The organism is Cellulomonas aerilata (assembly GCF_007991755.1).
GTDB lineage: Bacteria > Actinomycetota > Actinomycetes > Actinomycetales > Cellulomonadaceae > Pengzhenrongella > Pengzhenrongella aerilata.
Window position 1 is genome coordinate 76792 of the sequence record NZ_BJYY01000019.1, and the last position, 26821, is coordinate 103612.

The following is a 26821-nucleotide window of genomic DNA, read 5'->3' on the forward strand; positions in this document are numbered from 1 at the left end:
CGACGCCCCATCCGGCCGGACGCACCTCCGGCACCCTCACCCCATCACGGCCATCCCGAGCGGAGCGACGACGCATGCTGATCGGTGTCCCGACCGAGGTCAAGAACAACGAGGACCGGGTCGCCCTGACCCCGGCAGGCGCGCACCAGCTCGTCGCCGCCGGTCATCGGGTCCTCGTCCAGGCGGGTGCGGGGACGGGCTCGGCCATCGCGGACGAGACCTACGTCGCCGCCGGCGCGCAGGTCGCCGCCACGGCCGAGGAGGTCTGGGGGACCGTGGACCTCGTCTGCAAGGTCAAGGAGCCGGTCCCGTCCGAGTACCCGCTGCTGCGCCGCGACACGGTCCTGTTCACCTACCTGCACCTCGCCGCCGACCGCGCGTGCACGGACGCCCTGCTCGCCGCCGGCACGACCGCGATCGCCTACGAGACCGTGCAGCTCCCGGACGGGACCCTCCCGCTCCTCGCACCGATGAGCGAGGTCGCGGGCCGGCTGTCCGTCCAGGTCGGCGCCTACCACCTGATGACGAGCGCCGGCGGTGCGGGGGTCCTGCTCGGCGGCATCCCCGGCGTGCGCCCCGCCAAGGTCGTCGTCCTCGGGGCGGGCGTCGCCGGGACCCATGCCGCCGAGATCGCGCTCGGGATGCGGGCGGACGTGACGGTGCTCGACCTCTCGCTGCCCAAGCTGCGCCACCTGGACAGCACGTTCGCCGGCCGGGTGCGCACGCTCGCGTCCAGCGCGTACACCCTCGACGAGGAGCTCGTGGACGCCGACCTGGTCATCGGTGCCGTGCTCGTGGCCGGGGCCCGGGCGCCGCGACTGGTGAGCGACGACCTCGTCAGCCGCATGCGGACGGGCTCGGTGCTCGTGGACATCGCCGTCGACCAGGGCGGGTGCTTCGAGTCCACCCGGCCCACCACCCACGCCGAGCCCACCTTCACCGTGCACGGGTCGGTCTTCTACTGCGTCGCGAACATGCCCGGGGCGGTGCCGGTCACGTCCACGCGGGCGCTGACGAACGCCACGCTGCCGTACCTCACCCGCCTCGCCGACGTGGGGTGGCGGTCGGCGTCGGCCGCCGACCCCGCGCTGGCCGCGGGCCTGACCACGCACGACGGCGTCCTGCTCAACGACGCCGTGGGGCGCGCGCACGGCCTCTCCGTGCAGGGGGTCGCTGCTCTGCTGGGCTGAGTGAGCGGGCCGCGGCCGGTCCGGCGGACCGCCCGGTGGCGGGGGCGTGTCGGAGGCTCGCGCCATGCTGGGGTCATGGCGCTCACCCAGTACTACGTGGCCTCGAGCATCGACGGGTACATCGCGGACCCGGCCGGCTCCCTCGACTGGCTCCTGCAGTTCAACGACGTGCCCGGGCTCACCGCGCACTACGAGACCTTCATGGCCGACGTCGGTGCGGTGGCGATGGGGTCGACGACGTACCGGTTCCTCCTCGACGAGTCGCCGGGGTCCTGGCCGTACACCGCCCAGCGGACCTGGGTCTTCACGCACCAGGACCTGCCGGCGGTGCCGGGCGCGGACGTGGTCTTCACCGCCGACGACGTCGCGGACGTCCACGCCCGCATGGTCGAGGCGGCGGCCGGCCGCAACGTGTGGCTGGTGGGCGGCGGGGTGCTGGTCGCCCAGTTCGCGGAGCGGGGGCTGCTGGACGAGGTCTGGCTCGGCATCGCCCCGGTCGTGCTGGGAGGCGGCGCCCCGCTGCTGCCCACGCGCCTGCCGGGCAACCTGCGCCTGGAGGACGTGACCCGGTTCCCGGACTCCTTCCTCGAGCTGCGGTACACCGTGCCGCCGTCGGGGTGACGCGCGGACGGCCGCGGGTGCCGGGGGAGTCGCCGGGTACGCACGGCAGGATGAGGCCATGACCTCGACCGACCTGGACCCCGGCAACCCCTTCGCCGCCCCGTCGCAGCTCCCGTTCGCCCTGCCCGACTACCGAGCCGTCCGGGAGGAGCACTACCTCCCGGCGCTGCTGGCCGGCATGGCGCAGCAGCGCGCCGAGGTCGAGCAGATCGCCACCGACCCGGCCCCGGCCACCGTGGAGAACACCCTGGTCGCGCTGGAGCGCTCCGGTCGCCTGCTCGGCCGGGCCGCCGCGGCCTTCTACAACCAGGTCGGCTCCGACAGCACCCCCGCGCTGGAGGCGATCGAGGCCGAGGTCGCCCCGCAGCTCGCGGCTCACCACGACGCGGTGTACCTCGACGCCCGGCTCCACGCCCGCCTCGAGGCGCTGGGCGCCGACGTCGACGCGGGCCGGCTCACGCCGGCGCCGGACACCGCCTGGCTCCTGCACACCTACCGCACGGACTTCGCCCGGTCCGGGATCGGCCTGCCGGAGGCGGAGCAGCAGCGCCTGCGCGAGCTCAACGCCGAGATCACGAGCCTGGAGACGACGTTCGGGCGCCTCCTCCTGGCGGGCACGAACGCGGCCGCGGTCCTCGTGCAGGACGTCGCCGAGCTCGACGGGCTGGCGCCGGACGCCGTCGCTGCCGCGCGCGAGGCCGCCCAGGGCCGCGGGCACGACACCGGCTACCTGATCGAGCTCGTCCTGCCCACGCAGCAGCCCGCGCTCGCCAGCCTGACGAACCGGTCGCTGCGCGAGCGGATCCATCGCGCCTCGGTGACCCGCGGGGCGACCGGCGGCGAGCACGACACCCGCGCGACCGTGCTGGCGCTCGCCCGCCTGCGTGCCGAGCGCGCCCGGCTGCTCGGGTTCGCCCACCACGCGGCGTACGTCGCCGACGACGCGTGCGCGCGCACCACCGACGCGGTCGACTCGCTGCTGGGCCGGCTGGCGCCTGCCGCCGTGGCGAACGCCCGGGCGGAGGCGCAGGCGCTCGGCGAGGCGCTGGCGGCCGACGTGCCCGGCGCCACGCTGGAGGCGTGGGACTGGGCGTTCTACGCCGAGCGGGTGCGCAAGGAGCGCTACGCGCTGGACGACGCGGTCCTGCGGCCGTACCTCGAGCTGGAGCGCGTCCTGCACGACGGCGTCTTCCGCGCCGCGGGCGGCCTGTACGGGCTGACCTTCACCGAGCGGACCGACCTGCCCGGCTACCACCCCGACGTGCGCGTGTGGGAGGTCGCGGACGACGGCGCCGCCGAGCCTCTGGGCCTGTTCCTCGGCGACTTCTACACCCGCGCCTCCAAGCGCGGCGGGGCGTGGATGAACAACCTGGTGGACCAGAACGCGCTGCTCGGCGAGCGTCCGGTGGTGGTCAACAACCTCAACATCGCCAAGCCGCCGGCCGGCGAGCCGACCCTGCTGACCTTCGACGAGGTCATCACGCTGTTCCACGAGTTCGGGCACGCCCTGCACGGGCTGCTGTCGGACGTGCGCTACCCCTCCCAGTCCGGCACGGACGTGCCGCGCGACTTCGTCGAGTACCCGTCGCAGGTCAACGAGATGTGGGCCTGGGACCCGCAGATCCTGCGCGCGTACGCCGTGCACCACGTCACCGCCGAGCCGCTGCCGCAGGAGTGGCTGGACACCATGCTTGCCTCGCGGCAGTTCAACGAGGGCTTCGCGACGACGGAGTACCTCGCCGCCGCACTGCTCGATCAGGCCTGGTACCAGCTCGGGCCGGACGACGTGCCCACCGACCCGGAGAAGGTGGAGGCGTTCGAGGCGGCGGCGCTCCAGCGCGCGGGAGTCGGGTTCGCCCCGGTGCCGCCGCGGTACCGCACGAGCTACTTCAACCACGTGTTCGGCGGCGGCTACTCGGCCGGCTACTACTCCTACATCTGGTCGGAGGTGCTCGACGCGGACACCGTCGAGTGGTTCGCCGAGAACGGCGGCCTGCGGCGGGAGAACGGCGACACCTTCCGGCGGCGGCTGCTCGGCCGCGGCGGGTCGGTCGAGGCGATGGACTCGTTCCGGGACCTGCGCGGCCGGGACCCCAGGATCGAGCCGCTGCTGGCGCGGCGGGGCCTGCTGGAGGCAGCGACCGACTGACCGCCGCGCGCCCCGGAGCGCGCCCCGGAGCGCGCCCACCGGCGTGCGCCCACCGGCGTGCGTCCGGGGCCGCCCGGTGCGGACCCTGCGCGGGCGGCGTCGGACCGCACCGGTACGGTGGGGCGCATGTCGAGCCCCGCCGCCGCCCGCGCCGTGACCGCCCAGGACGAGGTGCTGGGGATCTGCCAGGACCTGCTGCGGATCGACACGTCGAACTACGGCGACGGCTCGGGCCCGGGGGAGCGCGTCGCCGCCGAGTACGTCATGGCGTCCCTCACCGAGGTGGGCCTGGACCCGGAGTACGTGGAGTCGGCCCCCGGGCGCGCCAACGTCCTGGTGCGCCTGCCCGGGGAGGACCCCACCCGCGGCGCGCTCGTGCTGCACGGGCACCTCGACGTCGTGCCCGCGCAGGCGTCGGACTGGCAGGTCGACCCCTTCGGCGGCGAGGAGCGCGACGGTCTGCTGTGGGGCCGCGGCGCCGTCGACATGAAGGACATGGACGCGATGATCCTGGCGGTCGTGCGCCAGATGGCCCGCGAGGGGCGTCGGCCCGCCCGGGACGTCGTCGTGGCGATGTTCGCCGACGAGGAGGCGGGCGGGGCGTTCGGCGCCCGCTGGCTGGTCGACAACCGGCCCGACCTCTTCGAGGGCGCGACGGAGGCGATCAGCGAGGTCGGCGGCTACTCGGTCGAGATCGACGGGCGCCGCACCTACCTGCTGCAGACCGCCGAGAAGGGCATCGCCTGGCTGCGGCTCGTCGCCGACGGCCGGGCCGGGCACGGCAGCCAGGTGAACACGGACAACGCCGTGACCCACCTCGCGGCGGCGGTCGCCCGCATCGGCCGGCACCCGTGGCCGATGACGCTCACCCCGACCGTGCACCGGCTGCTGGAGGGCGTCGCGGACCTCACGGGGCTGCGGTTCGACCCCGAGGACGAGGGCACGGTCGACCGTCTCGTCGACGCGCTGGGCCCGGCCGCGCGGTTCGTCGGCGCCACCATCCGCAACACGTCGAACCCGACGCAGCTCGGCGCCGGGTACAAGGCGAACGTGATCCCGGGCCGTGCGGAGGCCGTGCTGGACAGCCGGTTCCTGCCCGGGCACGGGGAGGCGGCGATGGCGACGCTGCGCGAGCTCGCCGGCGACCACGTGCGCCTGGAGCCGATCCACCAGGACATCGCCCTGGAGGTGCCCTTCGAGGGTGACCTGGTCGACGCCATGGTCGCGGCGCTGCACGCCGAGGACCCGGGCGCGACCGTGCTGCCGTACACGCTGTCCGGCGGCACGGACAACAAGTCCCTGGCCCGCCTGGGCATCACCGGCTACGGGTTCGCCCCGCTGCTGCTGCCGCCGGAGCTCGACTTCTCCGCGATGTTCCACGGGGTGGACGAGCGGGTGCCGACGAGCGCGCTGACGTTCGGCGTGCGCGTGCTGGACCGGCTCCTCGCCACGGGCTGACCGGCGCGCACGACCCGACGCCGACCGGCCTCGCGCCCGCGGGCAGCGGCCGGCCCACCCGCCCGGGTCAGTCCTCCCCGAGCTCCAGGGTGCTGCGCACCCGGATGATCTTGCGGCGCAGCCAGACCTTGCGCTCGCCGCCGGCGAACAGCCGGGTCCGGGCGAGCTCCCAGCGGCCGTACTCGGCCTGCTCGGTGAGCAGCCGGCGCGCGTCGTTGCGGCTGGTGTCCCGGGGGATCGTCAGCACGCGGTACTCGTACTGACCGCCACCTGCGGCCCACTCGCTGCGGGCACGACCTGCGACCCTGCTCTCCATCGCGATCCCTTCGTCGCCCGACCAGCCCGAACACCGATTCCTGCGCGGGACCCGGGCGTACGCCCGAGCCAGCCGACGGGACCTCAACACCCCGGTGCGGGCGTCGATTCCCGATGCCATTGTGCCGTGACCGGCGCTACCGTCGGTGCATGACCGTCGACCCGCGTGCCGCCCTCGATCGATTCGTCGCCGCACTCGAGGCCCACTTCCAGGCCGTGGCCGGCCGGCGCGGGGACGACGACCCCGCCGTCGACGACGCGTACGACGTCCTGGCCGACGCGTTCGAGGTGTACGACGACGCCCTGGCGACCGTGCACGGGGAGGCGACGCCGTTCTACCTCGTCGAGGACGAGGACGAGGCGCTCGAGGACGACGTGGTCACGGGCGACGAGCCGGCGGACTACGACGCGGACGTGGACGACGACGACCTGGTCGACCGGCTCGGCGACGACGTCGGGACCGGCACCGCGCGCTGACTCAGCGGCGCTCGGGGTACCCGAGCTCCGGTGCGCTCACCTCGTCCAGCGCGAGGACGATCTCCGGCGGCAGGAGCAGGTCACGGGCGGCCAGCGAGCCGCGGAGCTGCACGGGCGTGCGCGCCCCGACGATCGCCGAGGCGATCTGCGTGCGCACGCGCAGCCACGCCAGCGCCACGTCCAGCGGGGCGCAGCCCAGGCCGTCGGCGGCGGTCGCGACCGCCTCGACCACCGCCAGGGACCCGGCGCCGAGGTACGGCTCGACGAACCCGGCCAGGTGCGGTGACGCCGCCCGGGAGTCCGCCGGGATCGTCCGGCGGTACTTGCCGGTCAGCACGCCCCGGCCCAGCGGGGACCAGGCCAGCACCCCGACCCCGAGCTCCGCCGCCGCGGGCAGGACCTCCCGCTCGACGCCCCGCTGCAGCAGGGAGTACTCCACCTCGACCGCCGCCAGGCCGACGTCCCCGGCCAGCAGGGTCGCGGCGCGCGCGGTCTGCCAGCCGGGATGGTTGGCGAGCCCGACGTAGCGGGCGCGACCGCTGGTGACCGCGAGCCGCAGCGCGGACAGGGTCTCGTCCAGCGGGGTGCGAGGGTCCGGGGTCTGCACGAGCCACAGGTCGACGTGGTCGGTGCGCAGCCGCGCCAGGGACGCGTCCAGGGACGTCAGCAGCGCGCCGCGGGAGGCGTCGACGACCCCGCCGGCGTCGGTGCGCCGGACGCCGCCCTTGGTGCACAGCACGACGTCGTCGCGGCTGACCGTGGATCCCAGCAGCGAGCCGATGAGCTCCTCGGCGGCGCCGTCGGCGTAGGACGCGGCGGTGTCCAGCAGCGTGCCGCCCGCGTCGACGAAGTCGCGCAGCTGCTCGGCGGCCTCGTGCTCGTCGGTGTCACGGCTCCAGGTCATCGTGCCCAGCCCCAGGTGGGAGACCCGCAGGCCGGTGCGTCCGAGCTGCCGCTGTTCCATGGGGCGGAACGCTACCGGGCGCCCGACGGAGGCCCGGCGAGCGGGCCGGGTGCCAGCGCGGCGGTCCGGACGACCCCTGCTCCGCGGTTAGCCTTGGGCATCATGACGGTCTTGGTGGCAACGGCATGAGCATGTGGGACGCGATCATCCTGGGGCTCGTGCAAGGACTCACCGAGTTCCTGCCGATCTCCTCCAGCGCCCATCTGCGCATCGTCGGCGAGCTCCTCGGCTCGTCCGACCCGGGAGCCGCCTTCACCGCGATCACCCAGATCGGCACCGAGACGGCGGTCCTGCTGTACTTCCGCCGCGACATCGCCCGGATCGCCGGGGCGTGGTGGCGGGCGCTGACCGGCCGGCACGGCACCGACCGCGCGTCCCGGTTCGGCTCGCACGACCCGGACGCCCGGATGGCCTGGTACATCGCGCTGGGCAGCGTGCCGATCGTCGTGCTGGGGCTGCTGTTCCAGGACTCCATCGAGAGCCGGTTCCGCAACCTCTACCTCATCGCGTTCACGCTCGCCGCGTTCGCCCTCGTGCTGGGGTGGGCCGACCGGCGCGGCCGCAAGGCGCGCCCGCTGACCGGGCTGACCCCGCGCCACGCCGTGCTGTTCGGGCTCGCGCAGGCGCTGGCGCTGATCCCGGGGGTGTCCCGGTCGGGCGGGACCATCACCGCCGGGCTGCTCATGGGCTACACCCGCGAGGCCGCGGCCCGGTACTCGTTCCTGCTCGCCATCCCGGCGGTCATGGGGTCCGGGCTGTACCAGCTGGCCTCCAGCACGGGCGACTTCGGGACCCCGGGCACCCCGAGCGTCGCGGCGACGCTGGTGGCGACGCTGGTGGCGTTCGTCGTGGGCTACGTCGTGATCATCGGCTTCCTCAAGATCGTCTCGACCTACAGCTACCGGCCGTTCGTCGTGTACCGGCTCGTCCTCGCGGTCGTCGTCGTGGTCCTGCTCGCCACCGGCGCGCTGACCGCGGTCGCGCCCACGCCCGCCGGCGGCTGAGCCCCGGACCGGGACGCGGCGCCGGGCGCCGGGTACCGCCCAGCGGACCCGCGCGGCCGACTCCTCGCGGCGCAGTTACGCTCACCCGGTGCAGACCTGGCCCGCTCCGCAGATCCCACGACTCCCCGGTCGGGGTGGCCCGGTGCACGTGCGCGACACCTCCACGGGCGAGCTGACGGTCGCCGCGCCGGGCCCGCGCGCCACCATGTACGTCTGCGGGATCACGCCCTACGACGCGACGCACCTGGGCCACGCCGCGACCTACGTCGCCTTCGACCTGCTCGGCCGGGCCTGGCGCGACGCCGGCCTGGACGTCCGCTACGCCTCCAACGTCACCGACGTGGACGACCCGCTGCTGGAGCGCGCGACGGACACCGGGGTGGACTGGCGCGACCTCGCCGACGACCAGATCGCCCTGTTCTCCCAGGACATGGCCGCGCTCGCCGTCGTCCCGCCGGACGTCTACCTCGGCGCCGTGGAGACCGTCCCGGACGTGGTCGACGCCGTCGAGGCCCTGCTGGCTGCGGGCGCGGCCTACCGCGTGCCGGTCGAGGCCGGCGCCGGGGCGGCCGGCGGTGCCGGGGCTGCCGACGGGGACGTGTACGCCGACCTGTCGGTGGACCCGGCGTTCGGCGCGGTGGCCGGGCTGAGCACCGAGCACATGGTCAAGCTCTTCGGCGAGCGTGGCGGGGACCCCGACCGGCCCGGCAAGCGCGACCCCCTGGACCCGCTGCTGTGGCGCCGCGAGCGTCCCGGCGAGCCCGCGTGGGACGGCCGCAGCCTGGGCACCGGGCGGCCGGGCTGGCACATCGAGTGCGCCGTCATCGCCCGCGACGGGCTCGGCGTGCCGTTCGACGTGCAGGGCGGCGGCGTGGACCTGCAGTTCCCCCACCACGAGATGAGCACGTCCCACGCGCGGGTGCTCGACGGCGGCCTCGGCGCCCGCGTGCACGTGCACGCCGGGATGGTCGGGCTCGACGGCGAGAAGATGAGCAAGTCCCGCGGGAACCTCGTGCTGGTCTCGGCGCTGCGCGCGCAGGGCGTGGACCCGATGGCGATCCGGCTCGCGCTGCTCGCGCACCACTACGCGACCGACTGGCCGTGGACCGACGCCGACCTGGCCCGCGCCACCGTCCGGCTCGAGCGCTGGCGTCGCGCCGTCGCCGCCGGCCGCGGTCCCGACGCCGGGGCGACCGTGGCCGAGCTGCGTGCCGCGCTCGCCGCGGACCTCGACGCGCCGCGGGCCCTGGCCGCGGTCGACGTGTGGGTCGAGGCAGCCCTGGGCGGCGCGGCGGCCGACGGCCCACTCACCGGGGAGGCAGGGGACGACGGCGCCGCACCCGCGCTCGTCGCGCAGGCGGTCGACGCACTGCTCGGCGTCCGGCTGTGACCTGGAGCCGGCCCTGAGCTGACGTCCCCGCACGGCGCCGCGCGAGCCGCGCGAGGCCACGCGAGCCCGCGCGGAGCCACGCGAGCCCGTCCGAGCCGGGCGAGCCCGGGCACCCGGCTCAGCGCGGCCGGACCACACCCCCGACCGGCGTCACGGTCGGTCCGCCGCGGGAGGACCCTGGGCGAACGCCGCGGCCACCTGCGCGCGGGACCGGTAGCCCCGCTTGCGGAAGACGCTCGTGAGGTGGTGCTCCACGGTCCGCGGGCTGAGGAACAGCGCGGCCGCCACGTCGCGGTTGGACAGCCCGCGGGCGACGAGCAGCGCCACCCGGGTCTCCTGGGACGTGAGGGGCTCGGCCGCCGGCTCGCGGGTGCGCCGGGCGGTGGCGCCGGTCGCCGCGAGCTCGGCGGCGGCTCGCCGCTCCCACGCCGTGAGGTCCATCGCGGCGAACGTGTCCCGCGCGGTGCCCAGCTGCTCCCGGGCGGCGACCCGGCGGCCGGCCCGGCGCAGTGCGGACCCGTAGAGCAGGCGGGTGCGGGCCCCGTCGAACGCGTCCAGGCCCTGCCCGTGCGCGGCCAGGGCCAGCTCGAAGGCCGTGACGGCCGCGTCCACGTCGGCTGCGGTCAGGGCCGCGCACCGGGCCACGAGCGCGGTGGTCACGGGGGCCGCTCCCGGTGGTGTGACCGCCGCGAACCGCCGGGCCAGGGTGCGGGCGTCGTCGGTCCGTCCCAGCGCGAGGTAGGCCTCGACCAGGTCCGGCGCGACGCCCAGCGGCTCCGCCATGGAGCCGACGCCGCCGTCCGCGGCGAGCCGCGGCTCGAGCAGGGCCACGACCTCGGCGGCGTCGCCGGCCGTCAGGGCGCAGAACGCCGCGGTGAGGCTGTGGTGAACCGCGACCGCGGTCGTCCCGGCCCGGTCGATCAGCGCCCGCGCCCGCGCCAGGGCCTGGCGGGCGTCGTCGTGCAGGCCACGCGCGGCGGACTGCCAGGCGAGCATCTCGACCGCCACGGACGTGTCGGCCGCGTAGCCCAGCTGCTCCCCGAGCTCGGCCGCCTCGCCGGCGTCGGCGAACGCTGCGCGGTGGTCGCCCAGCCCGGCGCGTCCGGCGGCGATGATGGCCAGCCCGGGCACCAGCAGCCCCAGGGCGCCCTGCTGCCGGGCGCGTGCCAGCCGGCGCTCCGCCGACGCCTCGACGGCCGCAGGGTCGGCCTCGCCGAGGAACCCGACCGCCAGGCCGAGGTGGAGCAGGTATCGGGGGTCGTCGCGGAGCTCCGGCCGCTCCAGGAGCGTCAGCACCTCCGCGAGCAGCGGACGTCCCGCGAGCGGGTCGCCGGTGACGGTGCGGGCCACGCCGCGCACGAACGCGCTCAGCAGGCGCTGCTCGACGTCCGCGGGGTCCGCCGCCCGGGCGATCCGGTCCGCGCAGTCCACCATGCCCGCGAGGTCGTTGAGCCGGAAGCGGGTGAGCGCGAGCTCCGCCAGCACCTGGGTCAGCGCGGCGCCCTCCGCCTCCTGGGCCGCGGCGGCGAGGAGGTCGGCCGCGCGCGGGACCGACCCGGCGTACTGCTCCAGCGTCCCCAACGTCCCGAGCGCCTGGCCGCGCGCGCCCCGGCCTGCGGGACCGTCCAGCACGCGGCGTCCGAGGGTCCTGGTCCGCTCCAGGTCACCGGCGAGGAACGCGTCACCGACGGCCCCGGCGAGCAGGTCAGCGGCACGATCGGGCGCCGTGCTCAGGGCCGCGGCCCGCTGGAGGGCGGCTGACGACGAGGCGTAGCCCCGCCGCGTCCGCTCCAGCTGGGCCACCGCCGCGAGCTCCGTCGCGAGGTCGTCGTCCGGGCCGGCGGCGGCCTCGGCGAGGTGCCACGTCCGGGCGGCCCGCGCGGCGTCGCCGGGCAGTGCGTCGGCCAGCGCCCGGTGGGCATGACGGCGCTCCGCGCCCGTGGCTGCCTGCCACGCGGCGGTCCGCAGCAGCGGGTGCCGGAACCGCAGCTCGCCGTCCGAGCGGACCAGGACGCCGGCCGCCTCCGCCTCGTCCAGGGCGGTGCCCGGGTCGTCGACGAGCCGGCGCAGCGCCTCGACCGGCGCCGCGGGATGGCTGCCGCCCCCGGCCGCGCACAGCAGCACCGCCGTCCGGGCCGGCGCGGACAACCCGGCCAGGAGCCGCTCGTAGGCCGTCGCCAGACGCGCGCCGACGGGCAGCGGGTCGGGCAGGGGCGCGGCGCCGACCCGCTGGGCGGGCGTGAGGCGCTCGGCCGCCTCGGTCAGGGCCAGCGGGTTCCCGTGGGTGCGCTCCGCGAGCCGCCGGGCGACGCCGTCCGCCAGGCGCCCCCCGAGCAGGCTCGCCGCCGACGACGCCGGCAGCCCCTCGAGCGCGAGGGCGTCGGCACCGTCGAGCGGCACGGCGGCCGGGTGACCGGTGCGGGTCGCCAGCAGGAACACCACCGGGTCGTGCCGGAGCCGTCGGGCCGCGAACAGCAGGGCCGCGGCGGACTCGCGGTCCACCCAGTGCAGGTCGTCCACGAGGACGAGCACCGGTGCGGCGGACGCCGCGGCGGCGAGGACGGACAGCGTCGCGGCCGCCACCAGGTACGGGTCGCCCGGTCCGACGGCACGCCCCCAGCCCAGCGCCCCGGCCAGCGCGTCGGCCTGCGGGTCCGGCAGCTCCGGCAGCAGGTGGCGCAGCGGCGCGAGCAGCTCGAGCAGCGCCACGTGGGCGAGCGTCGCCTCGGACTCCACGCCGTGCCCCCGGAGCCGGACGAAGCCCTCGGCGCGAGCGGCGGCGGCGTCCAGCAGCGTCGTCTTGCCGATCCCGGCCTCGCCGGTGACCACGAGCGTCCCCGGCGAGCCCTCACGAGCCCGGTCGACCAGCGCCTGCAGCACCGCCAGCTCGCGATCACGCCCCACCACGCCGCTCAGGGTGGGTGCTTCCCCCGACGCGACGGCCTCCCCGGTCCAGCCAGCGTGGACGGCGACGGCTCGGGCAGGAGGATCCGGTGACGACATGGAGCACCACCCCGGTGCGGATCGGCGACGGCGCCGGCGACGCGGCGTCCGCCGGCGACCTCTCTCTCGTGCGACGGCCGCTGCCGGCGGCCGGGTCCCGGTCGGTGGTCCGCGAGGTCCCCGTCATCCTGGCCACGGCGTCCGGCGGCGCGCAAGCGCCCGGCACCGGTGGTCCGTCCGGCGCCGGACGGCCCGCGGCGCACCGGGCAGGAGGCGGGTCGTGACCGGGGTCGGCGAGGTGGCCGGGCTGGCCGGGTCGGTCGTCTCGCTCGTGCTGTGGTGGCCGCAGGCGCTGGTGGTCTGGCGCTGCCGCCGCGACCCCGACGGGCTCGGCGGGGTGTCGGTGTCCTCGCAGGTCCTGCTGCTGGCCAACGCCGTGCTGTGGGGCGTCTACGCGCTCGCCACCGACTCCCTGTGGGTGGGAGCACCGGGCCTGGTCAACGCACCGCTCGCCCTGGTGACGATCTCGATCCTGCGGCGGGCTGCGCGCTCGCGGTGCAGCCATCCCCTCGACGCAGGGGTGGCCGCCCGACCTCAGGCGCCGGTGCCCTTGTCCCGTCGGCGCAGGTAGCGCTCGAACTCGCGGGCGATGGCCTCGCCGGTGGCCTCGGGCAGCTCCGCGGTGTCCTTGGCCTCCTCGAGCTGGTGCACGTACTCCGCGATCTCGGTGTCCTCCGCGGCGAGCTCGTCGACGCCGTGCTGCCACGCGACCGCGTCGTCGGGCAGCTCGCCCAGCGGCACGGGCTCGCCCAGCAGCTCCTCGATGCGCGTGAGCAGCGCCAGCGTCGCCTTGGGCGACGGCGGGTGGGCGACGTAGTGCGGGACGGCGGCCCACAGCGACATGGACCGCAGCCCGCGGTTGGACGCCTCGTGCTGCAGCACGCCGACGATGCCGGTCGGACCCTCGTAGGTGCTCGGCTCCGCGCCGAGCAGGGCCTGCAGGTCGGCGTCCTCGGTGGTCGCGCTGACCGGGATGGGGCGGGTGTGCGGCGCGTCGGCCAGCAGCGCGCCCAGGGTCACGACCGACCGGACGCCCAGGTTCGCCGCGATGTCGAGCAGCTCCGCGCAGTACCGGCGCCAGCGCATGGAGGGCTCGATGCCGTGCACCAGGACGACGACCCGGCCGGTGCGCGGCGCCGTGGCGACCGCCACGTGCGTGGTGGGCCAGGTGATCTGCCGCCCGCCGTCCTCGCCGAGCGCGACGGTCGGCCGGTTCACCTGGAAGTCGTGGTACTCCTCCGGGTCCAGCTCGTCGACGTGCTCGGCGCCCCAGGCCTCGTGCAGGTGCACCAGTGCCTGGCTCGCGGCGGACCCCGCGTCGTTCCATCCCTCGAAGGCCGCGAGCAGCACGGGCTCGCGCCCCGTCCCGCCCTCGGCCCCGTGTCCCTGCTCCGTCATCCGGCCAGCCTAGGGTGCATCGCCGGGTGCCGACGGGTCGGCGCCGGCGGGGCGACCTAGGATCTCCGGGTGTCCTCGCAGCCCTCCTCCGCATCCCCGCCGACCCCGACCGCCGGGCCCTCGGCACCCGCTGTCGCCCTCCCGCCGGCCGTGCTGTGGGACATGGACGGCACGCTGCTGGACACCGAGCCGTACTGGATGGCGGCCGAGACCGAGCTGGTCGAGGCGCACGGCGGCACCTGGTCGCACGAGGCGGGGCTGGCCCTGGTCGGTCAGCCGCTCGAGGTCAGCGCGCAGCTCCTGCGCGACGCTGGGGTGGACCTGCCGGTCTCCGAGATCGTCGACTTCCTCGTGGACCGGGTCGTCGCCGAGGTCGCGCGCGAGGTGCCGTGGCAGCCCGGCGCCCGCGAGCTGCTGACCGCGCTGGCCGAGGCGGACGTGCCGTGCGCGCTGGTGACGATGTCGTACCGGCGGCTCGCCGAGCCGTTCGCGGCGGCCGCCCCGGCCGGGGTGTTCCGGACCATCGTCGCCGGTGACGAGGTGACCCACGGCAAGCCGCACCCCGAGGCCTACCTGACCGCGGCGGCCCGGCTCGGGGTGGACCCCAGCCGCTGCGTGGCGGTCGAGGACTCGCCCACCGGCATCGGGTCGGCGCTGGCCGCGGGCGCCCGCACGATCGGGGTCGAGGTCATGGTGCCCCTCGATCCCGCCCCCGGCCTGAGCCGGGTCTCGTCGCTGGTGGACCTCGACCTGGCCGACCTGGCCCGGGTGGCCGACGGCGACGTCCTGGACCTCATCGCACCCGTCGCCTGACGTCCCGGGCGGCCCCTCGGCCCTAGGCCGGCCGCGCAGCCACCGGCGGCACCGCCCGCTCCGGCTCGAGGTCCGGCTCGGCGGCGCGGACGGCGGCCACGTCCGGGACGACGCCGAGTGCGAGCTCCACCGCGCCGTCGGGCACGGGCGGCGGGGTGCCGCCGAACGCGGGGCACAGCGCCTGGTGCGAGCACCAGCCGCACAGCGCAGACGTGCGCGGCTTCCACTCCCCGGACCGGGCGGCGGACTGGATCGAGTCCCACAGGGAGCGCACCCGGCGCTCGGTCGTGACGAGCTCGGCCTCCCGCGGCTCGTGCCGCAGCACCTGGCCGTCACCGAGGTAGACGAGCTGGAGCATCCGGGGGACCGTCCCCGTCGTCCGCCACAGCACCAGGGCGTAGAAGCGCATCTGGAACAGCGCGTCGCCCTCGTAGCCCGGGCGCGGGGACCGGCCGGTCTTGTAGTCCACGACGCGCACCGCGCCGTTCGGGGCGACGTCGAGCCGGTCGACGATCCCGCGCAGCAGCGGGCCGCCGTCGACCTGGCTCTCCACGAACAGCTCCCGCTCGCGGGGCTCCAGCCGGGTCGGGTCCTCCAGCGTGAAGTACGTCCCCACGAGGTCGCCTGCGCCGCGCAGCCAGTCGGCCACCGCGTCCTGCGACGTGAACAGCCCGGCGTAGCGCGGCTCGACCTCCTGGAGCCGGTCCCACTCCTGCGGCAGCATCGCGCGGGCGGCGCCCTCCGTCCGCTGGGCGGCCGGGGCGTCGTAGAGGCGCTCCAGCACCGCGTGCACGAGCGTGCCGCGTGCGGCGGCCTCGCTCGGCGGCTCCGGCAGCCGGTCCACCACGCGGAACCGGAACAGCAGCGGGCACCGCATGAAGTCGTTGGCCCGCGAGGGGGACAGGCCGGGCCGCCGGGGACGCTCGGCCGGTCGCGCCTCCGGACCGCCGGACGCGACCCGGCCGGGGAGCGTGGGCACTGACGAGATCGACACGCGCCCAGGGTAGGTCCGCCCTCCGACAGTCCCGCGCACCACGCCCGACGGACGCGGGTCCGGCGCCCGGCCGGGCCGCAGCGCGGGACCACCTACGCTGGCCGGGTGCAGGATCACGGCAGGACCCCGGCCCCCGCAGCCCGCCGATCGGGCACGTCCGGGTGGGTGATCGGCCACGCCGCCGGTGCGCCGATCATCCTCGCGCCGTCCTGGCTGATCGCCGCGGTGGTCCTCACGGTGTTCTTCGCCCCCACCGTGCGGCGGCTGGCGCCCGTGCTCGGGGACGTCGCCACGTACACCGTCGCCCTGGTGTTCGTCGTGCTGCTGTTCGTCTCGGTGTTCCTGCACGAGCTCGCGCACGGCCTCGTCGCACGCGCCCACGGGCTGCGGGTGCACGAGTTCGCGATCACGCTGTGGGGCGGTCACACCTCGTTCGCGGGCACCGGCGCCACCCCGCGGTCCAGCGCGCTCATCGCCGTCGTCGGGCCGCTGACCAACCTCGCGCTCGCGGCGCTGGCGTGGGTCGCCGCGCAGGCCCTGCCGATGGGTCTGGTCGGTGCCGTGCTGTACGCCGCCGCGTTCGCCAACGTGTTCGTCGGCGTCTTCAACCTCGTCCCGGGGCTGCCGCTGGACGGTGGGCGCGTGCTCGAGGCCGTGGTCTGGCGCGCGCTCGAGGACCGGCACCGCGCCACGGTCGTGGCGGGCTGGGCCGGGCGGGTCGTCGCCGTGGCGGTCGTCGTGTGGGCGCTGGGCCGCCCGCTGCTCGACGGCGGCCGCCCGTCCCTGTTCACGGTGCTCTGGACGGTCCTCGTCGGCGGGTTCCTGTGGAACGGGGCGACCCAGGCGATGACCGGGTCGTCCGCGCAGCGGGCGGTCGAGGGGCTGTCCGCCGCGCGCCTGGCGCGGCCCGCCGCCGTCGTGCCGACCACGGCGACCCTCGCCGACGCCCAGCGCGCGGCGCAGGCGGCCGGTGCCGGGCACGTCGTCGTGCTGGACGACCACGGGCGACCGGTCGCGTACGTCGACCCCGCCGCCGCCGGCGCGGTGCCGTCCGCGTCCTACCCCGTCACGCCCGTGCTCGGGGTCTGCGTGCCGCTGCCGCCCGGCGCGGTCGTCGACGCCGCGGCCACCGGCGCCGTGCTCGCCCACGAGGTCAACCGCGTCGCGCCGTCGTCGCCGGTGATGGCCCTGGTCGACGCCGGACGCGTCACCGGCCTGCTGTTCACGCGGGACGTCGTCGCCGCCCTGCGGCCGCGAACCTAGACTCGACCCCCGTGACCGAGCAGACCCCGACCGACCTCCGCCCCGCCGCCGCCCCGACCCCCGCCGCTCCCACCGGCGCGGAGATCCGCCGCGGCCCGCTGCGCGAGGGGGACCGGGTCCAGCTGACGGACCCGCGCGGGCGGCTGCACACCATCACGCTGGCGACCGGCGGGCAGTTCCACACCCACAAGGGCTTCCTGCTGCACGACGACCTGCTGGGCCGGCCGGAGGGGTCCGTGGTCCGCAGCACCGCCGGCATCGAGTACCTGGCGCTGCGGCCGCTGCTCAGCGACTACGTGCTGTCCATGCCGCGGGGCGCCGCCGTCGTCTACCCCAAGGACGCCGGCCAGATCGTCGCGATGGCGGACATCTACCCCGGTGCCCGGGTGGTCGAGGCGGGCGTCGGCTCCGGCGCGCTGACGATGTCCCTGCTGCGGGCGGTCGGCGACGGCGGGTCGCTCCACTCGATCGAGCGTCGCGAGGACTTCGCCGCCATCGCGCGCGGCAACGTGGAGCTGCAGTTCGGCGGCCCGCACCCCGCCTGGACGCTGTCGGTGGGGGACCTGTCCGACGTCCTGCCCACGGTCGCCGGGCCGGGCTCGGTGGACCGCGTCGTCCTGGACATGCTCGCCCCGTGGGAGAACCTCGACGCCGTGGCGGCCGCGCTCGCGCCCGGCGGCGTGCTGATCGCCTACGTCGCCACCACGACCCAGCTGTCGCGACTGGCCGAGGACCTGCGCAGCGACGGCCGGTACACCGAGCCCGAGGCGTGGGAGTCCATGGTCCGCGGGTGGCACCTGGAGGGCCTCGCGGTGCGCCCGCAGCACCGCATGATCGGCCACACCGGCTTCCTGCTGACCGTGCGGCGGATGGCCGACGGCGTCGACGCGCCGCTGCGCCGTCGCCGTCCGGCCAAGGGCTCCTACCCGGTGGACGCCGTCGAGCCGGGGGAGTGGACCGCCGAGGACCTGGGCGAGCGCCCGATCTCGGACAAGAAGGTGCGGCGGGTGCGGCGCGACGTCGGGCAGGGGCCGGAGATCGCTGACGCCTGATCGTGACCTCGCGACCGCGTGGGCGCCCGGTCGTGGCCGCAGGCCGTGTCTAGGCTGGGACATCGCCACACCCGAGAGGGGGCTGCCATGACGGACTCACCGGGCTTCGCCCAGCACCCGGACTTCGCCCACCACCGCGACCTGGAGCGGCAGGCCGCGTCCCTCGCGGCCAAGAACGAACGGCTCGCGGACGCGCTGATGTCCGCACGCGAGCAGATCGTGGACCTGCGCCGCCAGCTCGACGAGCTGGCCAAGCCGCCCGGGACGTACGCCCTGTTCGTCGGCGCGCGCCCCGACGGCTCGGTCGACGTGGTGTCCGCCGGCCGCAAGATGCACGTGGGCGCGTCGCCCGCGCTCGACCTCACCACGCTGCGCCCGGGCCAGGAGGTGATGCTCAACGAGGCCCTCACGGTGGTCGAGGCCGGCGGGTACGAGCCGGTCGGCGAGCTGGTCACCGTCAAGGAGCTGCTCGGCGGCGACCGTGCGCTCGTGGTCGGCCACGCCGACGAGGAGCGGGTCGTCCGGCTGGCGGGTCAGCTGGTGGGCGGTGACGCGCACGTCCGGGTCGGGGACGCGCTGACCATCGAGCCGCGCTCGGGCTTCGTGTTCGAGCGCATCCCGCGCGCCGAGGTCGAGGAGCTGGTCCTCGAGGAGGTGCCGGACATCGACTACTCCGACATCGGGGGCCTCGGACCGCAGATCGAGGCGATCCGCGACGCCGTCGAGCTGCCGTTCCTGCACCCGGACCTGTTCCGCGAGCACGGGCTCAAGCCGCCCAAGGGCGTGCTGCTGTACGGGCCGCCCGGGTGCGGCAAGACGCTGATCGCCAAGGCCGTGGCCAGCTCCCTCGCCGCCACGGCGGCTGCGGCACGCGGTGACGACGCGGTCGAGGCGCGCAGCTTCTTCCTCAACGTCAAGGGCCCGGAGCTGCTCAACAAGTACGTGGGGGAGACCGAGCGGCACATCCGGCTCATCTTCGCCCGGGCTCGGGAGAAGGCGTCCGAGGGGCACCCGGTCGTGGTGTTCTTCGACGAGATGGAGTCGCTGTTCCGCACCCGGGGGACCGGCGTCTCCTCCGACGTCGAGACCACGATCGTCCCGCAGCTGCTGTCGGAGATCGACGGCGTCGAGCGGCTGGACAACGTCATCGTCATCGGCGCCTCGAACCGCGAGGACATGATCGACCCGGCCATCCTGCGACCGGGCCGGCTGGACGTGAAGATCAAGATCGAGCGGCCGGACGCGGAGGGCGCCAAGGAGATCTTCGCCAAGTACCTGACGTCCGACCTGCCGATCCACCCCGACGACCTGCGCGAGCACGACGGCGACACGGCCGCCGCGGTCGAGGCCATGATCGAGCGGGTCGTGGAGCGGATGTACACCGAGAGCGAGGAGAACCGGTTCCTCGAGGTGACGTACGCGTCCGGCGACAAGGAGATCCTGTTCTTCAAGGACTTCAACTCCGGGGCGATGATCCAGAACGTCGTCGACCGCGCGAAGAAGACGGCGATCAAGGACCTGCTGGCCACCGGGCAGCGCGGGATCCGCGTCGACCACCTGCTGACCGCGTGCGTCGACGAGTTCAAGGAGAACGAGGACCTGCCCAACACCACGAACCCCGACGACTGGGCCCGGATCTCGGGCAAGAAGGGCGAGCGGATCGTGTTCATCCGCACGATCGTCACGAGCAAGAAGGGCGGCCCGGACGGCTCCCGGACCATCGAGACGGTCACCAGCACCGGTCAGTACCTGTAGACGGTCCGCGCGGTCCGCGCACCCCGGCACGGCCACGGCCGCCGGACCGACCCCGGCGGGTCGGTCCGGCGGCCGCTGACTAGGGTGGTCCGGTGACCGTGCGCCGCGTGATGGGGATCGAGACGGAGTACGGGATCCTCGAACCCGGCCGGCCGGGGGCCAACCCGATGCTGCTGTCCAGCTACGTCGTGGCCGCGCACGTGCCGGCCCGCGTCGGCTCCCGGGCCCGCGCCCGCTGGGACTACGACGACGAGGACCCGCTGCACGACGCTCGCGGGTTCCGGCTGCTGCGGGCGGCCGCGCACCCGTCGCTGCTGACCGACGACGCCGGTCACGCCGCGCCCGCCGGGCCGTCCGCCGAGGCCGCCGCGACGGCGTCCGGCACCGGTCCGGGCGCGGCGACGGCCCGCGCGTCGGACGAGCCCGTGCCGGCCGTGCTGGTGCCCGACCGGCCGCGCCCGGGAGCCTCGGGCGCGCCCGGCGTCGCCGCCGACGTCGCACCGGCGCCCGACACGCTCGAGGAGCTCGCCCGGCCGCTGGTGGAGGAGTACGACGACCCCAGCGCCGCCAACGTCATCCTCACCAACGGCGCGCGGCTGTACGTCGACCACGCGCACCCGGAGTACTCCTCGCCGGAGGTCACCGGACCGCTGGACGCCGTCCGCTGGGACCGCGCCGGCGAGGTGGTCATGCTCGGCTCGGTCCGGACCCTCGCGCAGAACCCCGCCCTGCCGGACGTCGCCCTGTACAAGAACAACGTCGACGGCAAGGGGGCGTCCTACGGGACGCACGAGAACTACCTGGTGGACCGCGCGGTCCCGTTCGCGGAGCTGGCCCGCCGCATCATGCCGTTCCTGGTCACCCGGCAGGTGTTCACCGGTGCCGGGCGGGTGGGCCTCGGCGCGCGCGGGGAGGAGCCCGGCTTCCAGCTGAGCCAGCGGGCCGACTACATCGAGGCGGAGATCGGCCTGGAGACGACGCTGCGCCGCCCGATCGTCAACACGCGCGACGAGCCGCACGCCGACCCCGAGCGCTGGCGCCGCCTGCACGTGATCATCGGCGACGCCAACCTGCTGGAGACCGCCACCTACCTCAAGCTCGGCACCACCTCGGCGGTGCTGTGGCTCGCCGAGCAGCGCGGGAGCGAGGACGACGCGGTGCAGGCGGCCCTCGTGGCCGTGGACGCCCTGGCGCTGCGGGACCCGGTCGAGGCCGTGCACACGGTCAGCCGCGACCTGACCCTGACGACGCCGCTGGAGCTCGCCGACGGACGCCGGCTCACCGCGCTGGAGGTGCAGCGGGCCTACCTGGACGCGGTCCGCGGGGCGATGGCGGGCGGGGCGATGGCGGGCGGCGCGACGGCGGGCGGGGCGACGGCGGGCGGGCCGGACGCCGGCGCCGGGACGGGCGCCCCGGACGTCGACCCGGAGACCACGGACGTGCTCGCCCGGTGGTCGTCGCTGCTCGACCGGCTGGGCACCGCGCCGGCGTCGTGCGCGCGCGAGGTCGAGTGGCTGGCCAAGCTGCGGCTGCTCGAGGGCCTGCGACGCCGGGACCACCTCGCCTGGGACCACCCGCGGCTGGCCGCGGTGGACCTGCAGTGGTCCGACATCCGCCCCGAGCGGGGCCTGTACCACCGCCTGCTCGCGGCCGGCGCGGTCGAGCGCCTGGTCGAGGAGGACGCCGTCGCGCGGGCCGCCGTCCACCCGCCGACGGACACCCGCGCGTACTTCCGCGGAGAGGCGCTGGCGCGGTACGCCGACGAGGTCTCCGCGGCGAGCTGGGACTCGATCATCTTCGACGTCCACGGGGCGCCGACCCTGCAGCGGGTGCCCATGCGCGACCCGCTGCGCGGGACCCGGGCGCACGTGGGGCGCCTGCTCGACGAGTGCGGGGACGCCGGGGCGCTGCTCGCCGCGCTCGCCGGCGGCTGACCGGCGCGCCCGTGCCGCCTGTCGGACCCCTGACATAGGGTGGAACGGCAGGCAGTGCCCACCGGGAGGTCACCATGGCTGGTCAGGAACACGTTCGACCGCAGCGGCGCGACGGCGAGGACGAGCCGGAACCCACCCCGGCCCCGGCACCCGCCGCCCAGTCGCAGGACACCGAGGTCGACGCGCTGCTCGAGGAGATCGACGAGGTCCTGGAGTCCAACGCGGAGCAGTTCGTGCGCGGGTTCGTGCAGAAGGGCGGCCAGTAGCCCCCGATGACTCCTGACCCGTACGGGCGGCTGCCGCACGCGTTCACCGCGGCCGGCTCGTCCTCGTTCGTCGACTTCCTGGCCGGGTACGCCCCGGAGCTGCTGCCGGGCCGTCGGCCGCTGCCCGCCGGCGCGGTCCCGGACTCCCCGCACGGCACCACGATCGTCGCGCTGGCGTTCAGGGGCGGCGTCGTCGTCGCCGGGGACCGCCGCGCCACGATGGGGCCGACGATCGCCAGCCGGGAGATCGAGAAGGTGTTCCCCGCCGACGAGTTCTCCGCGGTCGGGATCGCCGGGTCGGCGGGGCTCGCGCTGGAGATGGTCCGGCTGTTCCAGCTCGAGCTCGAGCACTACGAGAAGATCGAGGGCGCGCTGCTGTCGCTGGACGGCAAGGCGAACCGGCTGGCCACGATGATCCGCGGCAACCTGGGCCTGGCGATGCAGGGGCTGGCCGTCGTGCCGCTGTTCGCCGGCTTCGACCTGCACCGCCGGGTCGGCCGGATCTTCTCCTACGACGTCACCGGCGGCCGCTACGAGGAGCACGACCACCACAGCGTCGGCTCCGGCTCGGTGTTCGCCCGTGGGTCCCTCAAGAAGCTGTGGCACCCGGGACTGGGCCCGCAGGACGGCGTCCGGGTCGCGGTCGAGGCGCTCTACGACGCCGCCGACGACGACTCCGCCACCGGAGGCCCGGACACCGTCCGGCGCATCTGGCCGGTGGTCGCCACGGTGACCGAGGCCGGCTACCTGCGGGTCCCGGAGGCCGAGCTCGCGGACGTCGTGGACGCCGTCCTGGCCGCTCGCCGTGCCCAGCACGCCGGCAGCGACACCGGCCGCCGCGTGGACGGGGGTGACCTGCGATGAGCATGCCCTTCTACGTCTCGCCCGAGCAGCTGATGAAGGACCGGGCCGACTACGCGCGCAAGGGCATCGCCCGGGGCCGCTCCGTCGTCGTGGTCGCGTACGACGACGGCATCGCGTTCGCCACCGAGAACCCGTCCCGCGCGCTGCACAAGGTGTCGGAGATCTACGACCGCATCGCGTTCGCCGCGGTGGGCAAGTACAACGAGTTCGAGAACCTGCGGGTCGCCGGCGTGCGGTACGCCGACCTGCGCGGCTACTCCTACGACCGCGGCGACGTCAACGCCCGCGGCCTGGCCAACGCCTACGCCCAGACCCTCGGCACCGTGTTCACCACGGAGTCCAAGCCGCTCGAGGTGGAGATCGTCGTCGCCGAGGTCGGGGCCGAGCCCGGCACGGACCAGATCTACCGGCTCTCCTACGACGGCTCGGTCACCGACGAGCACGGCTACGTCGTGATGGGCGGCCAGGCCGAGCAGCTCGGCGCGCGGCTCGCCGAGGAGTGGCGTGCCGGCATGACGCTGGAGGAGGCCCTGGGTCTGGCGGTCCGCACGCTCGGGGCGCAGGCTGAGGGGGAGACGCGGGCCATCCCGGCCGGTCAGCTCGAGGTGGCGGTCCTGGACCGCACGCGGTCGCGTCGAGCGTTCCGGCGCCTGACCGGCCCGCTCCTCGAGGACCTCCTGGACGGGGCGTAGGGAGCAGGCATGGACCGGCGGATCTTCGGGCTCGAGACCGAGTACGGCGTCACGTGCGCCGCCGACGACGGGCGCGGGCTGTCCGCCGACGAGGTGGCGCGCTACCTGTTCCGCAAGGTCGTGGCCTGGGGCAGGTCGTCGAACGTCTTCCTGCGCAACGGCTCACGGCTGTACCTCGACGTCGGCTCGCACCCGGAGTACGCGACCGCCGAGTGCGACGACGTGCGCCAGCTGGTGGCGCACGACCGCGGCGGCGAGCGGATCCTGGAGGGCCTGGTCGCCGACGCCCAGCAGCGCCTGGGGCACGAGGGCCTGGCCGGGCGCATCCACCTGTTCAAGAACAACACCGACTCGGCCGGCAACTCCTACGGGTGCCACGAGAACTACCTCGTGCGCCGCCAGGGCGACTTCGGACGGCTGTCGGACGTCCTGGTGCCCTTCCTGCTGACCCGGCAGGTCCTCACCGGCGCCGGCAAGGTGCTCACCACCCCGCGCGGCACGCGCTACTGCCTGTCGCAGCGGGCCGACCACATCTGGGAGGCCGTCTCCAGCGCGACCACGCGCTCGCGGCCGATCATCAACACCCGCGACGAGCCGCACGCGGACGCCGAGCACTACCGGCGCCTGCACGTCATCGTCGGCGACTCCTCCATGTCCGAGACGACCACCATGCTCAAGGTCGGCGCGACCGACCTCATCCTGCGGATGGTCGAGGCCGGGGTGCAGCTGCGCGACCTCGCGCTGGAGAACCCGATCCGGGCGATCCGCGAGATCAGCCACGACATGACCGGGATGCACCCGGTCCAGCTGGCCACCGGGCGCACCGCGACCGCGGTCGACCTGCAGGAGGAGTACCTGGCGCGGGTCAAGGACTACGTCGCCGGCATCGACCCCACGCCGGAGGTCAAGCAGGTCGTCGACCTGTGGGAGCGCGGGCTGGTGGCGCTGCGCACCGGTGACCTGAGCCTGGTCGACCGGGAGCTGGACTGGGTCATCAAGTGGAAGATCCTGCAGCGGTACATGGCCAAGCACGACCTGCCGCTGTCCGACCCGCGGATCGCCCGCCTCGACCTGGCGTACCACGACATCTCCCGCACCGAGGGGCTGTACAACATGCTCGCCGCGCGCGGGATGGTCGAGCGCGTCACGACCGACCTGGAGGTCTTCGAGGCGACGGCGGTCCCGCCGCAGACCACGCGGGCCAAGCTCCGCGGGGACTTCGTGCGCAAGGCGCAGGAGGCGCGCCGCGACTACACGGTGGACTGGGTGCACCTCAAGCTCAACGACCAGGCCCAGCGCACCGTGCTGTGCAAGGACCCGTTCCGCAGCGTCGACGAGCGGGTGGAGCGGCTCATCGAGTCCATGTGACCCGGGGCCACCGCAGGGGAGGTCCATGCGCCACCCGCAGGTGACCTGCGCCGGCGTCCAAGGCGGAGGACCGGGCACCGACCGCCGCTGCGTAGAGTGTGCGGCCGGCACCCGGTGCGGGTGCCCCGCGGTCCACCCCTGACGAAAGGCTCCGACGTGCGACGTGTGCTGGTCGCGGTGCTCGGGGCCGTGCTGCTCGCGGCGCCCCTGGGCGCGTGCTCCGAGCCGTCCGAGCCGCTCCCCGACGTCGAGGTCACCGGCGGCACCGGTGAGGAGCCGACGCTGGAGTACACCGCGCCGCTGGACGTCACCGAGCCGTCGTCGGAGGTTATGTGGACCGGCGACGGACCCGAGCTGCAGGAGGGCGGGCCGGTCCTGCTGGACTACCGCCTGGAGCGCGCCGACGACGCGACCCTCGTCGAGCAGACGTACTCCACCGTCCCCAAGCCGTTCGCGATGACCCCGGAGGCGCTCAGCGCCGACCTCTACGGGGCGCTGGAGGGCCGGACGGTCGGCACCCGCCTGCTGCTCCTGCTGCCGGCCACCTCCGACACGTCGAGCTCGGCCTCGGTCATGGTCGTCGACGTCCTGCCCACGCGGGCGTGGGGGGAGCCGGTCCCGCCGCGCCCGGGCCTGCCGCTGGTCACGCTGCAGGACGACGGCGAGCCGGTCGTCGCCGCCCCGGTGGGCGACCCGCCCGCCTCCCTGCTGGTCCAGCCGCTGCTCAAGGGCGACGGCGAGCAGGTCGTGGAGGGCTCGACGGTGACCGTGCAGTACGCCGGCGTGCGGTGGTCGGACGGGTCCGCGTACGACTCCAGCTGGACGCAGGGCGGCCCGCGGTCCTTCGACCTCGGCGCCGGGGTGATGCCCGGGCTGGCCGAGGGGCTGCTGGAGCAGACCGTGGGCAGCCAGGTGATGCTCGTGATCCCGCCGGGGAGCGGGGGCGCGGTCGGCGGCGAGGAGGACACGCTCGTCCTGGTCGTGGACATCCTGGCGGCCGGTGCACCGGCGTCGGACGACGCCTCGACTCGAGGGAGCTGACACGTGGCGGTCGCACTGCGGGTGATCCCGTGCCTGGACGTGGACGCGGGCCGGGTGGTCAAGGGCGTGAACTTCGAGAACCTGCGCGACGCCGGCGACCCGGTCGAGCTGGCCCGTCGCTACGACCTCGAGGGCGCCGACGAGGTGACGTTCCTGGACGTGTCGGCCTCGTCGGCGAACCGGGAGACCACCTTCGACGTCGTGCGGCGCACGGCGGAGGAGATCTTCGTGCCGCTGACGGTCGGCGGCGGCGTGCGCAGCACGGACGACGTCGACCGGCTGCTGCGCGCCGGTGCGGACAAGGTCGGGGTCAACACCGCCGCGATCGCCCGCCCGGTGCTCATCGCGGAGATCGCCTCCCGGTTCGGCAGCCAGGTGCTCGTCCTCTCGGTCGACGCGCGCCGGGTGACCGGCGAGACCCGGACGGACTCGGGTTTCGAGGTGACCACGCACGGCGGTCGCCGGGGGACCGGGATCGACGCCGTCCAGTGGGCGGTGCAGGCCGCGGCGCTGGGCGCGGGGGAGATCCTGCTGAACTCGATGGACGCGGACGGCACGAAGGACGGCTTCGACCTGGAGATGCTGCGGGCCGTGCGCAACGAGGTGCGGATCCCGCTGATCGCCAGCGGCGGCGCCGGCACGCCGGCGCACTTCGTCGACGCCGCGATGGCCGGTGCGGACGCCGTGCTGGCCGCGAGCGTCTTCCACTTCGGGGCCATGACGGTCGGCCAGGTCAAGGACACCCTGCGCGAGGCCGGGGTCGTCGTCCGCTAGGCGTCGTGCGCCGGGTCAGGGCCGGCCATCGCCACG

At 75.3% G+C, this 26821-nt stretch carries 25 protein-coding genes; 20 read left to right on the forward strand and 5 right to left on the reverse strand.

Going from position 1 to position 26821, the window contains the following annotated elements; genetic code table 11:
• Positions 1-74 precede the first annotated feature (74 nt).
• The 4 genes from ald (at position 75) to CAE01nite_RS15520 (ending at position 5418) form a co-directional block, all read left to right on the forward strand.
• Positions 75-1190 (forward strand): alanine dehydrogenase, encoded by a 1116-nt coding sequence (ald, locus tag CAE01nite_RS15505; protein WP_146906387.1) that lies wholly within the window; start codon positions 75-77, stop codon positions 1188-1190.
• Between the two features lie 75 nt (positions 1191-1265).
• Entirely contained in the window at positions 1266-1811 is a 546-nt protein-coding gene (locus CAE01nite_RS15510; RefSeq protein WP_146906389.1) for a dihydrofolate reductase family protein, read from the forward strand.
• A gap of 58 nt (positions 1812-1869) precedes the next feature.
• Positions 1870-3960 carry a M3 family metallopeptidase gene (locus CAE01nite_RS15515; RefSeq protein ID WP_146906390.1) on the forward strand — a complete coding sequence of 697 codons (2091 nt, stop codon included), beginning with the start codon at positions 1870-1872 and terminating at the stop codon, positions 3958-3960.
• A gap of 126 nt (positions 3961-4086) precedes the next feature.
• Positions 4087-5418: a M20/M25/M40 family metallo-hydrolase gene (locus CAE01nite_RS15520; protein WP_146906392.1), complete on the forward strand. Its 1332-nt coding sequence runs from the start codon at positions 4087-4089 to the stop codon at positions 5416-5418.
• 67 nt (positions 5419-5485) lie between these two features.
• Here the strand turns inward: CAE01nite_RS15520 and CAE01nite_RS15525 are convergent, their stop codons facing one another.
• Positions 5486-5734, reverse strand: coding sequence for a DUF5703 family protein (locus CAE01nite_RS15525; protein ID WP_146906394.1), 249 nt, complete (start codon positions 5732-5734; stop codon positions 5486-5488).
• Between the two features lie 149 nt (positions 5735-5883).
• Here CAE01nite_RS15525 and CAE01nite_RS15530 point away from each other — a divergent pair, with 149 nt between their 5' ends.
• Positions 5884-6210, forward strand: coding sequence for a primosomal protein (locus tag CAE01nite_RS15530; protein WP_146906395.1), 327 nt, complete (start codon positions 5884-5886; stop codon positions 6208-6210).
• 1 nt (position 6211) lies between these two features.
• On the opposite strand, the gene CAE01nite_RS15535 is transcribed toward CAE01nite_RS15530, so the two are convergent.
• A complete protein-coding gene (locus CAE01nite_RS15535; RefSeq protein ID WP_146906397.1) occupies positions 6212-7174 on the reverse strand; it encodes an aldo/keto reductase in 963 nt (320 codons plus the stop codon).
• A gap of 125 nt (positions 7175-7299) precedes the next feature.
• Between CAE01nite_RS15535 and CAE01nite_RS15540 the strand changes: the two genes are divergently transcribed.
• Positions 7300-8178: an undecaprenyl-diphosphate phosphatase gene (locus CAE01nite_RS15540; RefSeq protein WP_146906399.1), complete on the forward strand. Its 879-nt coding sequence runs from the start codon at positions 7300-7302 to the stop codon at positions 8176-8178.
• A gap of 88 nt (positions 8179-8266) precedes the next feature.
• A complete protein-coding gene (gene mshC / locus CAE01nite_RS15545; protein WP_146906400.1) occupies positions 8267-9568 on the forward strand; it encodes a cysteine--1-D-myo-inosityl 2-amino-2-deoxy-alpha-D-glucopyranoside ligase in 1302 nt (433 codons plus the stop codon).
• Between the two features lie 150 nt (positions 9569-9718).
• On the opposite strand, the gene CAE01nite_RS15550 is transcribed toward mshC, so the two are convergent.
• Positions 9719-12475, reverse strand: coding sequence for a helix-turn-helix transcriptional regulator (locus tag CAE01nite_RS15550; RefSeq protein ID WP_186816619.1), 2757 nt, complete (start codon positions 12473-12475; stop codon positions 9719-9721).
• Positions 12476-12561: 86 nt separating this feature from the next.
• Here CAE01nite_RS15550 and CAE01nite_RS15555 point away from each other — a divergent pair, with 86 nt between their 5' ends.
• Positions 12562-12795, forward strand: a complete 234-nt coding sequence (locus CAE01nite_RS15555) for a hypothetical protein (RefSeq protein WP_146906404.1) — start codon at positions 12562-12564, stop codon at positions 12793-12795.
• Positions 12792-13142, forward strand: a complete 351-nt coding sequence (locus CAE01nite_RS15560; protein ID WP_146906406.1) for a hypothetical protein — start codon at positions 12792-12794, stop codon at positions 13140-13142. Before CAE01nite_RS15555 ends, CAE01nite_RS15560 begins: the two co-directional genes overlap by 4 nt.
• On the opposite strand, the gene CAE01nite_RS15565 is transcribed toward CAE01nite_RS15560, so the two are convergent.
• Positions 13106-13969, reverse strand: coding sequence for a PAC2 family protein (locus CAE01nite_RS15565; protein ID WP_146906408.1), 864 nt, complete (start codon positions 13967-13969; stop codon positions 13106-13108). The genes CAE01nite_RS15560 and CAE01nite_RS15565 overlap by 37 nt on opposite strands.
• Before the next feature lie 69 nt (positions 13970-14038).
• On the opposite strand from CAE01nite_RS15565, the gene CAE01nite_RS15570 reads away from it, so the two are divergent.
• Entirely contained in the window at positions 14039-14782 is a 744-nt protein-coding gene (locus CAE01nite_RS15570; RefSeq protein WP_281285614.1) for an HAD family hydrolase, read from the forward strand.
• 22 nt (positions 14783-14804) lie between these two features.
• On the opposite strand, the gene CAE01nite_RS15575 is transcribed toward CAE01nite_RS15570, so the two are convergent.
• Positions 14805-15659 (reverse strand): RecB family exonuclease, encoded by an 855-nt coding sequence (locus CAE01nite_RS15575; protein ID WP_146906503.1) that lies wholly within the window; start codon positions 15657-15659, stop codon positions 14805-14807.
• Positions 15660-15881: 222 nt separating this feature from the next.
• Between CAE01nite_RS15575 and CAE01nite_RS15580 the strand changes: the two genes are divergently transcribed.
• From CAE01nite_RS15580 to hisF, 10 genes are all read left to right on the forward strand, one after another.
• Positions 15882-17039, forward strand: coding sequence for a site-2 protease family protein (locus CAE01nite_RS15580; RefSeq protein WP_246131259.1), 1158 nt, complete (start codon positions 15882-15884; stop codon positions 17037-17039).
• 11 nt (positions 17040-17050) lie between these two features.
• The gene (locus CAE01nite_RS15585; protein ID WP_146906409.1) at positions 17051-18091 is read left to right on the forward strand and encodes a tRNA (adenine-N1)-methyltransferase; all 1041 of its coding nucleotides are present in this window, start codon (positions 17051-17053) and stop codon (positions 18089-18091) included.
• A gap of 87 nt (positions 18092-18178) precedes the next feature.
• The gene (gene arc / locus CAE01nite_RS15590; RefSeq protein ID WP_146906411.1) at positions 18179-19846 is read left to right on the forward strand and encodes a proteasome ATPase; all 1668 of its coding nucleotides are present in this window, start codon (positions 18179-18181) and stop codon (positions 19844-19846) included.
• A gap of 92 nt (positions 19847-19938) precedes the next feature.
• Entirely contained in the window at positions 19939-21780 is a 1842-nt protein-coding gene (dop, locus tag CAE01nite_RS15595; RefSeq protein WP_246131260.1) for a depupylase/deamidase Dop, read from the forward strand.
• 74 nt (positions 21781-21854) lie between these two features.
• On the forward strand, positions 21855-22046 hold the full coding sequence (locus CAE01nite_RS15600) for a ubiquitin-like protein Pup (protein ID WP_146906413.1): 192 nt from the start codon (positions 21855-21857) through the stop codon (positions 22044-22046).
• Positions 22047-22052: 6 nt separating this feature from the next.
• Entirely contained in the window at positions 22053-22910 is an 858-nt protein-coding gene (gene prcB / locus CAE01nite_RS15605) for a proteasome subunit beta (protein ID WP_146906415.1), read from the forward strand.
• The gene (gene prcA / locus CAE01nite_RS15610; protein WP_146906417.1) at positions 22907-23602 is read left to right on the forward strand and encodes a proteasome subunit alpha; all 696 of its coding nucleotides are present in this window, start codon (positions 22907-22909) and stop codon (positions 23600-23602) included. Before prcB ends, prcA begins: the two co-directional genes overlap by 4 nt.
• A 9-nt stretch (positions 23603-23611) precedes the next feature.
• Positions 23612-24970, forward strand: coding sequence for a Pup--protein ligase (gene pafA, locus CAE01nite_RS15615; RefSeq protein ID WP_146906419.1), 1359 nt, complete (start codon positions 23612-23614; stop codon positions 24968-24970).
• A 156-nt stretch (positions 24971-25126) separates the two neighbouring features.
• The gene (locus CAE01nite_RS15620) at positions 25127-26011 is read left to right on the forward strand and encodes an FKBP-type peptidyl-prolyl cis-trans isomerase (RefSeq protein ID WP_246131261.1); all 885 of its coding nucleotides are present in this window, start codon (positions 25127-25129) and stop codon (positions 26009-26011) included.
• 3 nt (positions 26012-26014) lie between these two features.
• Positions 26015-26785 carry an imidazole glycerol phosphate synthase subunit HisF gene (gene hisF, locus CAE01nite_RS15625; protein ID WP_146906420.1) on the forward strand — a complete coding sequence of 257 codons (771 nt, stop codon included), beginning with the start codon at positions 26015-26017 and terminating at the stop codon, positions 26783-26785.
• Positions 26786-26821 lie beyond the last annotated feature (36 nt).

What these genes read in the sequence shown, in the direction of transcription:
- ald (WP_146906387.1), top strand. Translation starts at nt 75, where the DNA reads ATGCTGATCGGTGTCCCGACCGAGGTCAAGAACAACGAGGACCGGGTC.
- CAE01nite_RS15510 (WP_146906389.1), top strand. Translation starts at nt 1,266, where the DNA reads ATGGCGCTCACCCAGTACTACGTGGCCTCGAGCATCGACGGGTACATC.
- CAE01nite_RS15515 (WP_146906390.1), top strand. Translation starts at nt 1,870, where the DNA reads ATGACCTCGACCGACCTGGACCCCGGCAACCCCTTCGCCGCCCCGTCG.
- CAE01nite_RS15520 (WP_146906392.1), top strand. Translation starts at nt 4,087, where the DNA reads ATGTCGAGCCCCGCCGCCGCCCGCGCCGTGACCGCCCAGGACGAGGTG.
- CAE01nite_RS15525 (WP_146906394.1), bottom strand. Translation starts at nt 5,734, where the DNA reads ATGGAGAGCAGGGTCGCAGGTCGTGCCCGCAGCGAGTGGGCCGCAGGT.
- CAE01nite_RS15530 (WP_146906395.1), top strand. Translation starts at nt 5,884, where the DNA reads ATGACCGTCGACCCGCGTGCCGCCCTCGATCGATTCGTCGCCGCACTC.
- CAE01nite_RS15535 (WP_146906397.1), bottom strand. Translation starts at nt 7,174, where the DNA reads ATGGAACAGCGGCAGCTCGGACGCACCGGCCTGCGGGTCTCCCACCTG.
- CAE01nite_RS15540 (WP_146906399.1), top strand. Translation starts at nt 7,300, where the DNA reads ATGAGCATGTGGGACGCGATCATCCTGGGGCTCGTGCAAGGACTCACC.
- CAE01nite_RS15565 (WP_146906408.1), bottom strand. Translation starts at nt 13,969, where the DNA reads ATGACGGAGCAGGGACACGGGGCCGAGGGCGGGACGGGGCGCGAGCCC.
- CAE01nite_RS15575 (WP_146906503.1), bottom strand. Translation starts at nt 15,659, where the DNA reads ATGCGGTGCCCGCTGCTGTTCCGGTTCCGCGTGGTGGACCGGCTGCCG.
- arc (WP_146906411.1), top strand. Translation starts at nt 18,179, where the DNA reads ATGACGGACTCACCGGGCTTCGCCCAGCACCCGGACTTCGCCCACCAC.
- CAE01nite_RS15600 (WP_146906413.1), top strand. Translation starts at nt 21,855, where the DNA reads ATGGCTGGTCAGGAACACGTTCGACCGCAGCGGCGCGACGGCGAGGAC.
- prcB (WP_146906415.1), top strand. Translation starts at nt 22,053, where the DNA reads ATGACTCCTGACCCGTACGGGCGGCTGCCGCACGCGTTCACCGCGGCC.
- prcA (WP_146906417.1), top strand. Translation starts at nt 22,907, where the DNA reads ATGAGCATGCCCTTCTACGTCTCGCCCGAGCAGCTGATGAAGGACCGG.
- pafA (WP_146906419.1), top strand. Translation starts at nt 23,612, where the DNA reads ATGGACCGGCGGATCTTCGGGCTCGAGACCGAGTACGGCGTCACGTGC.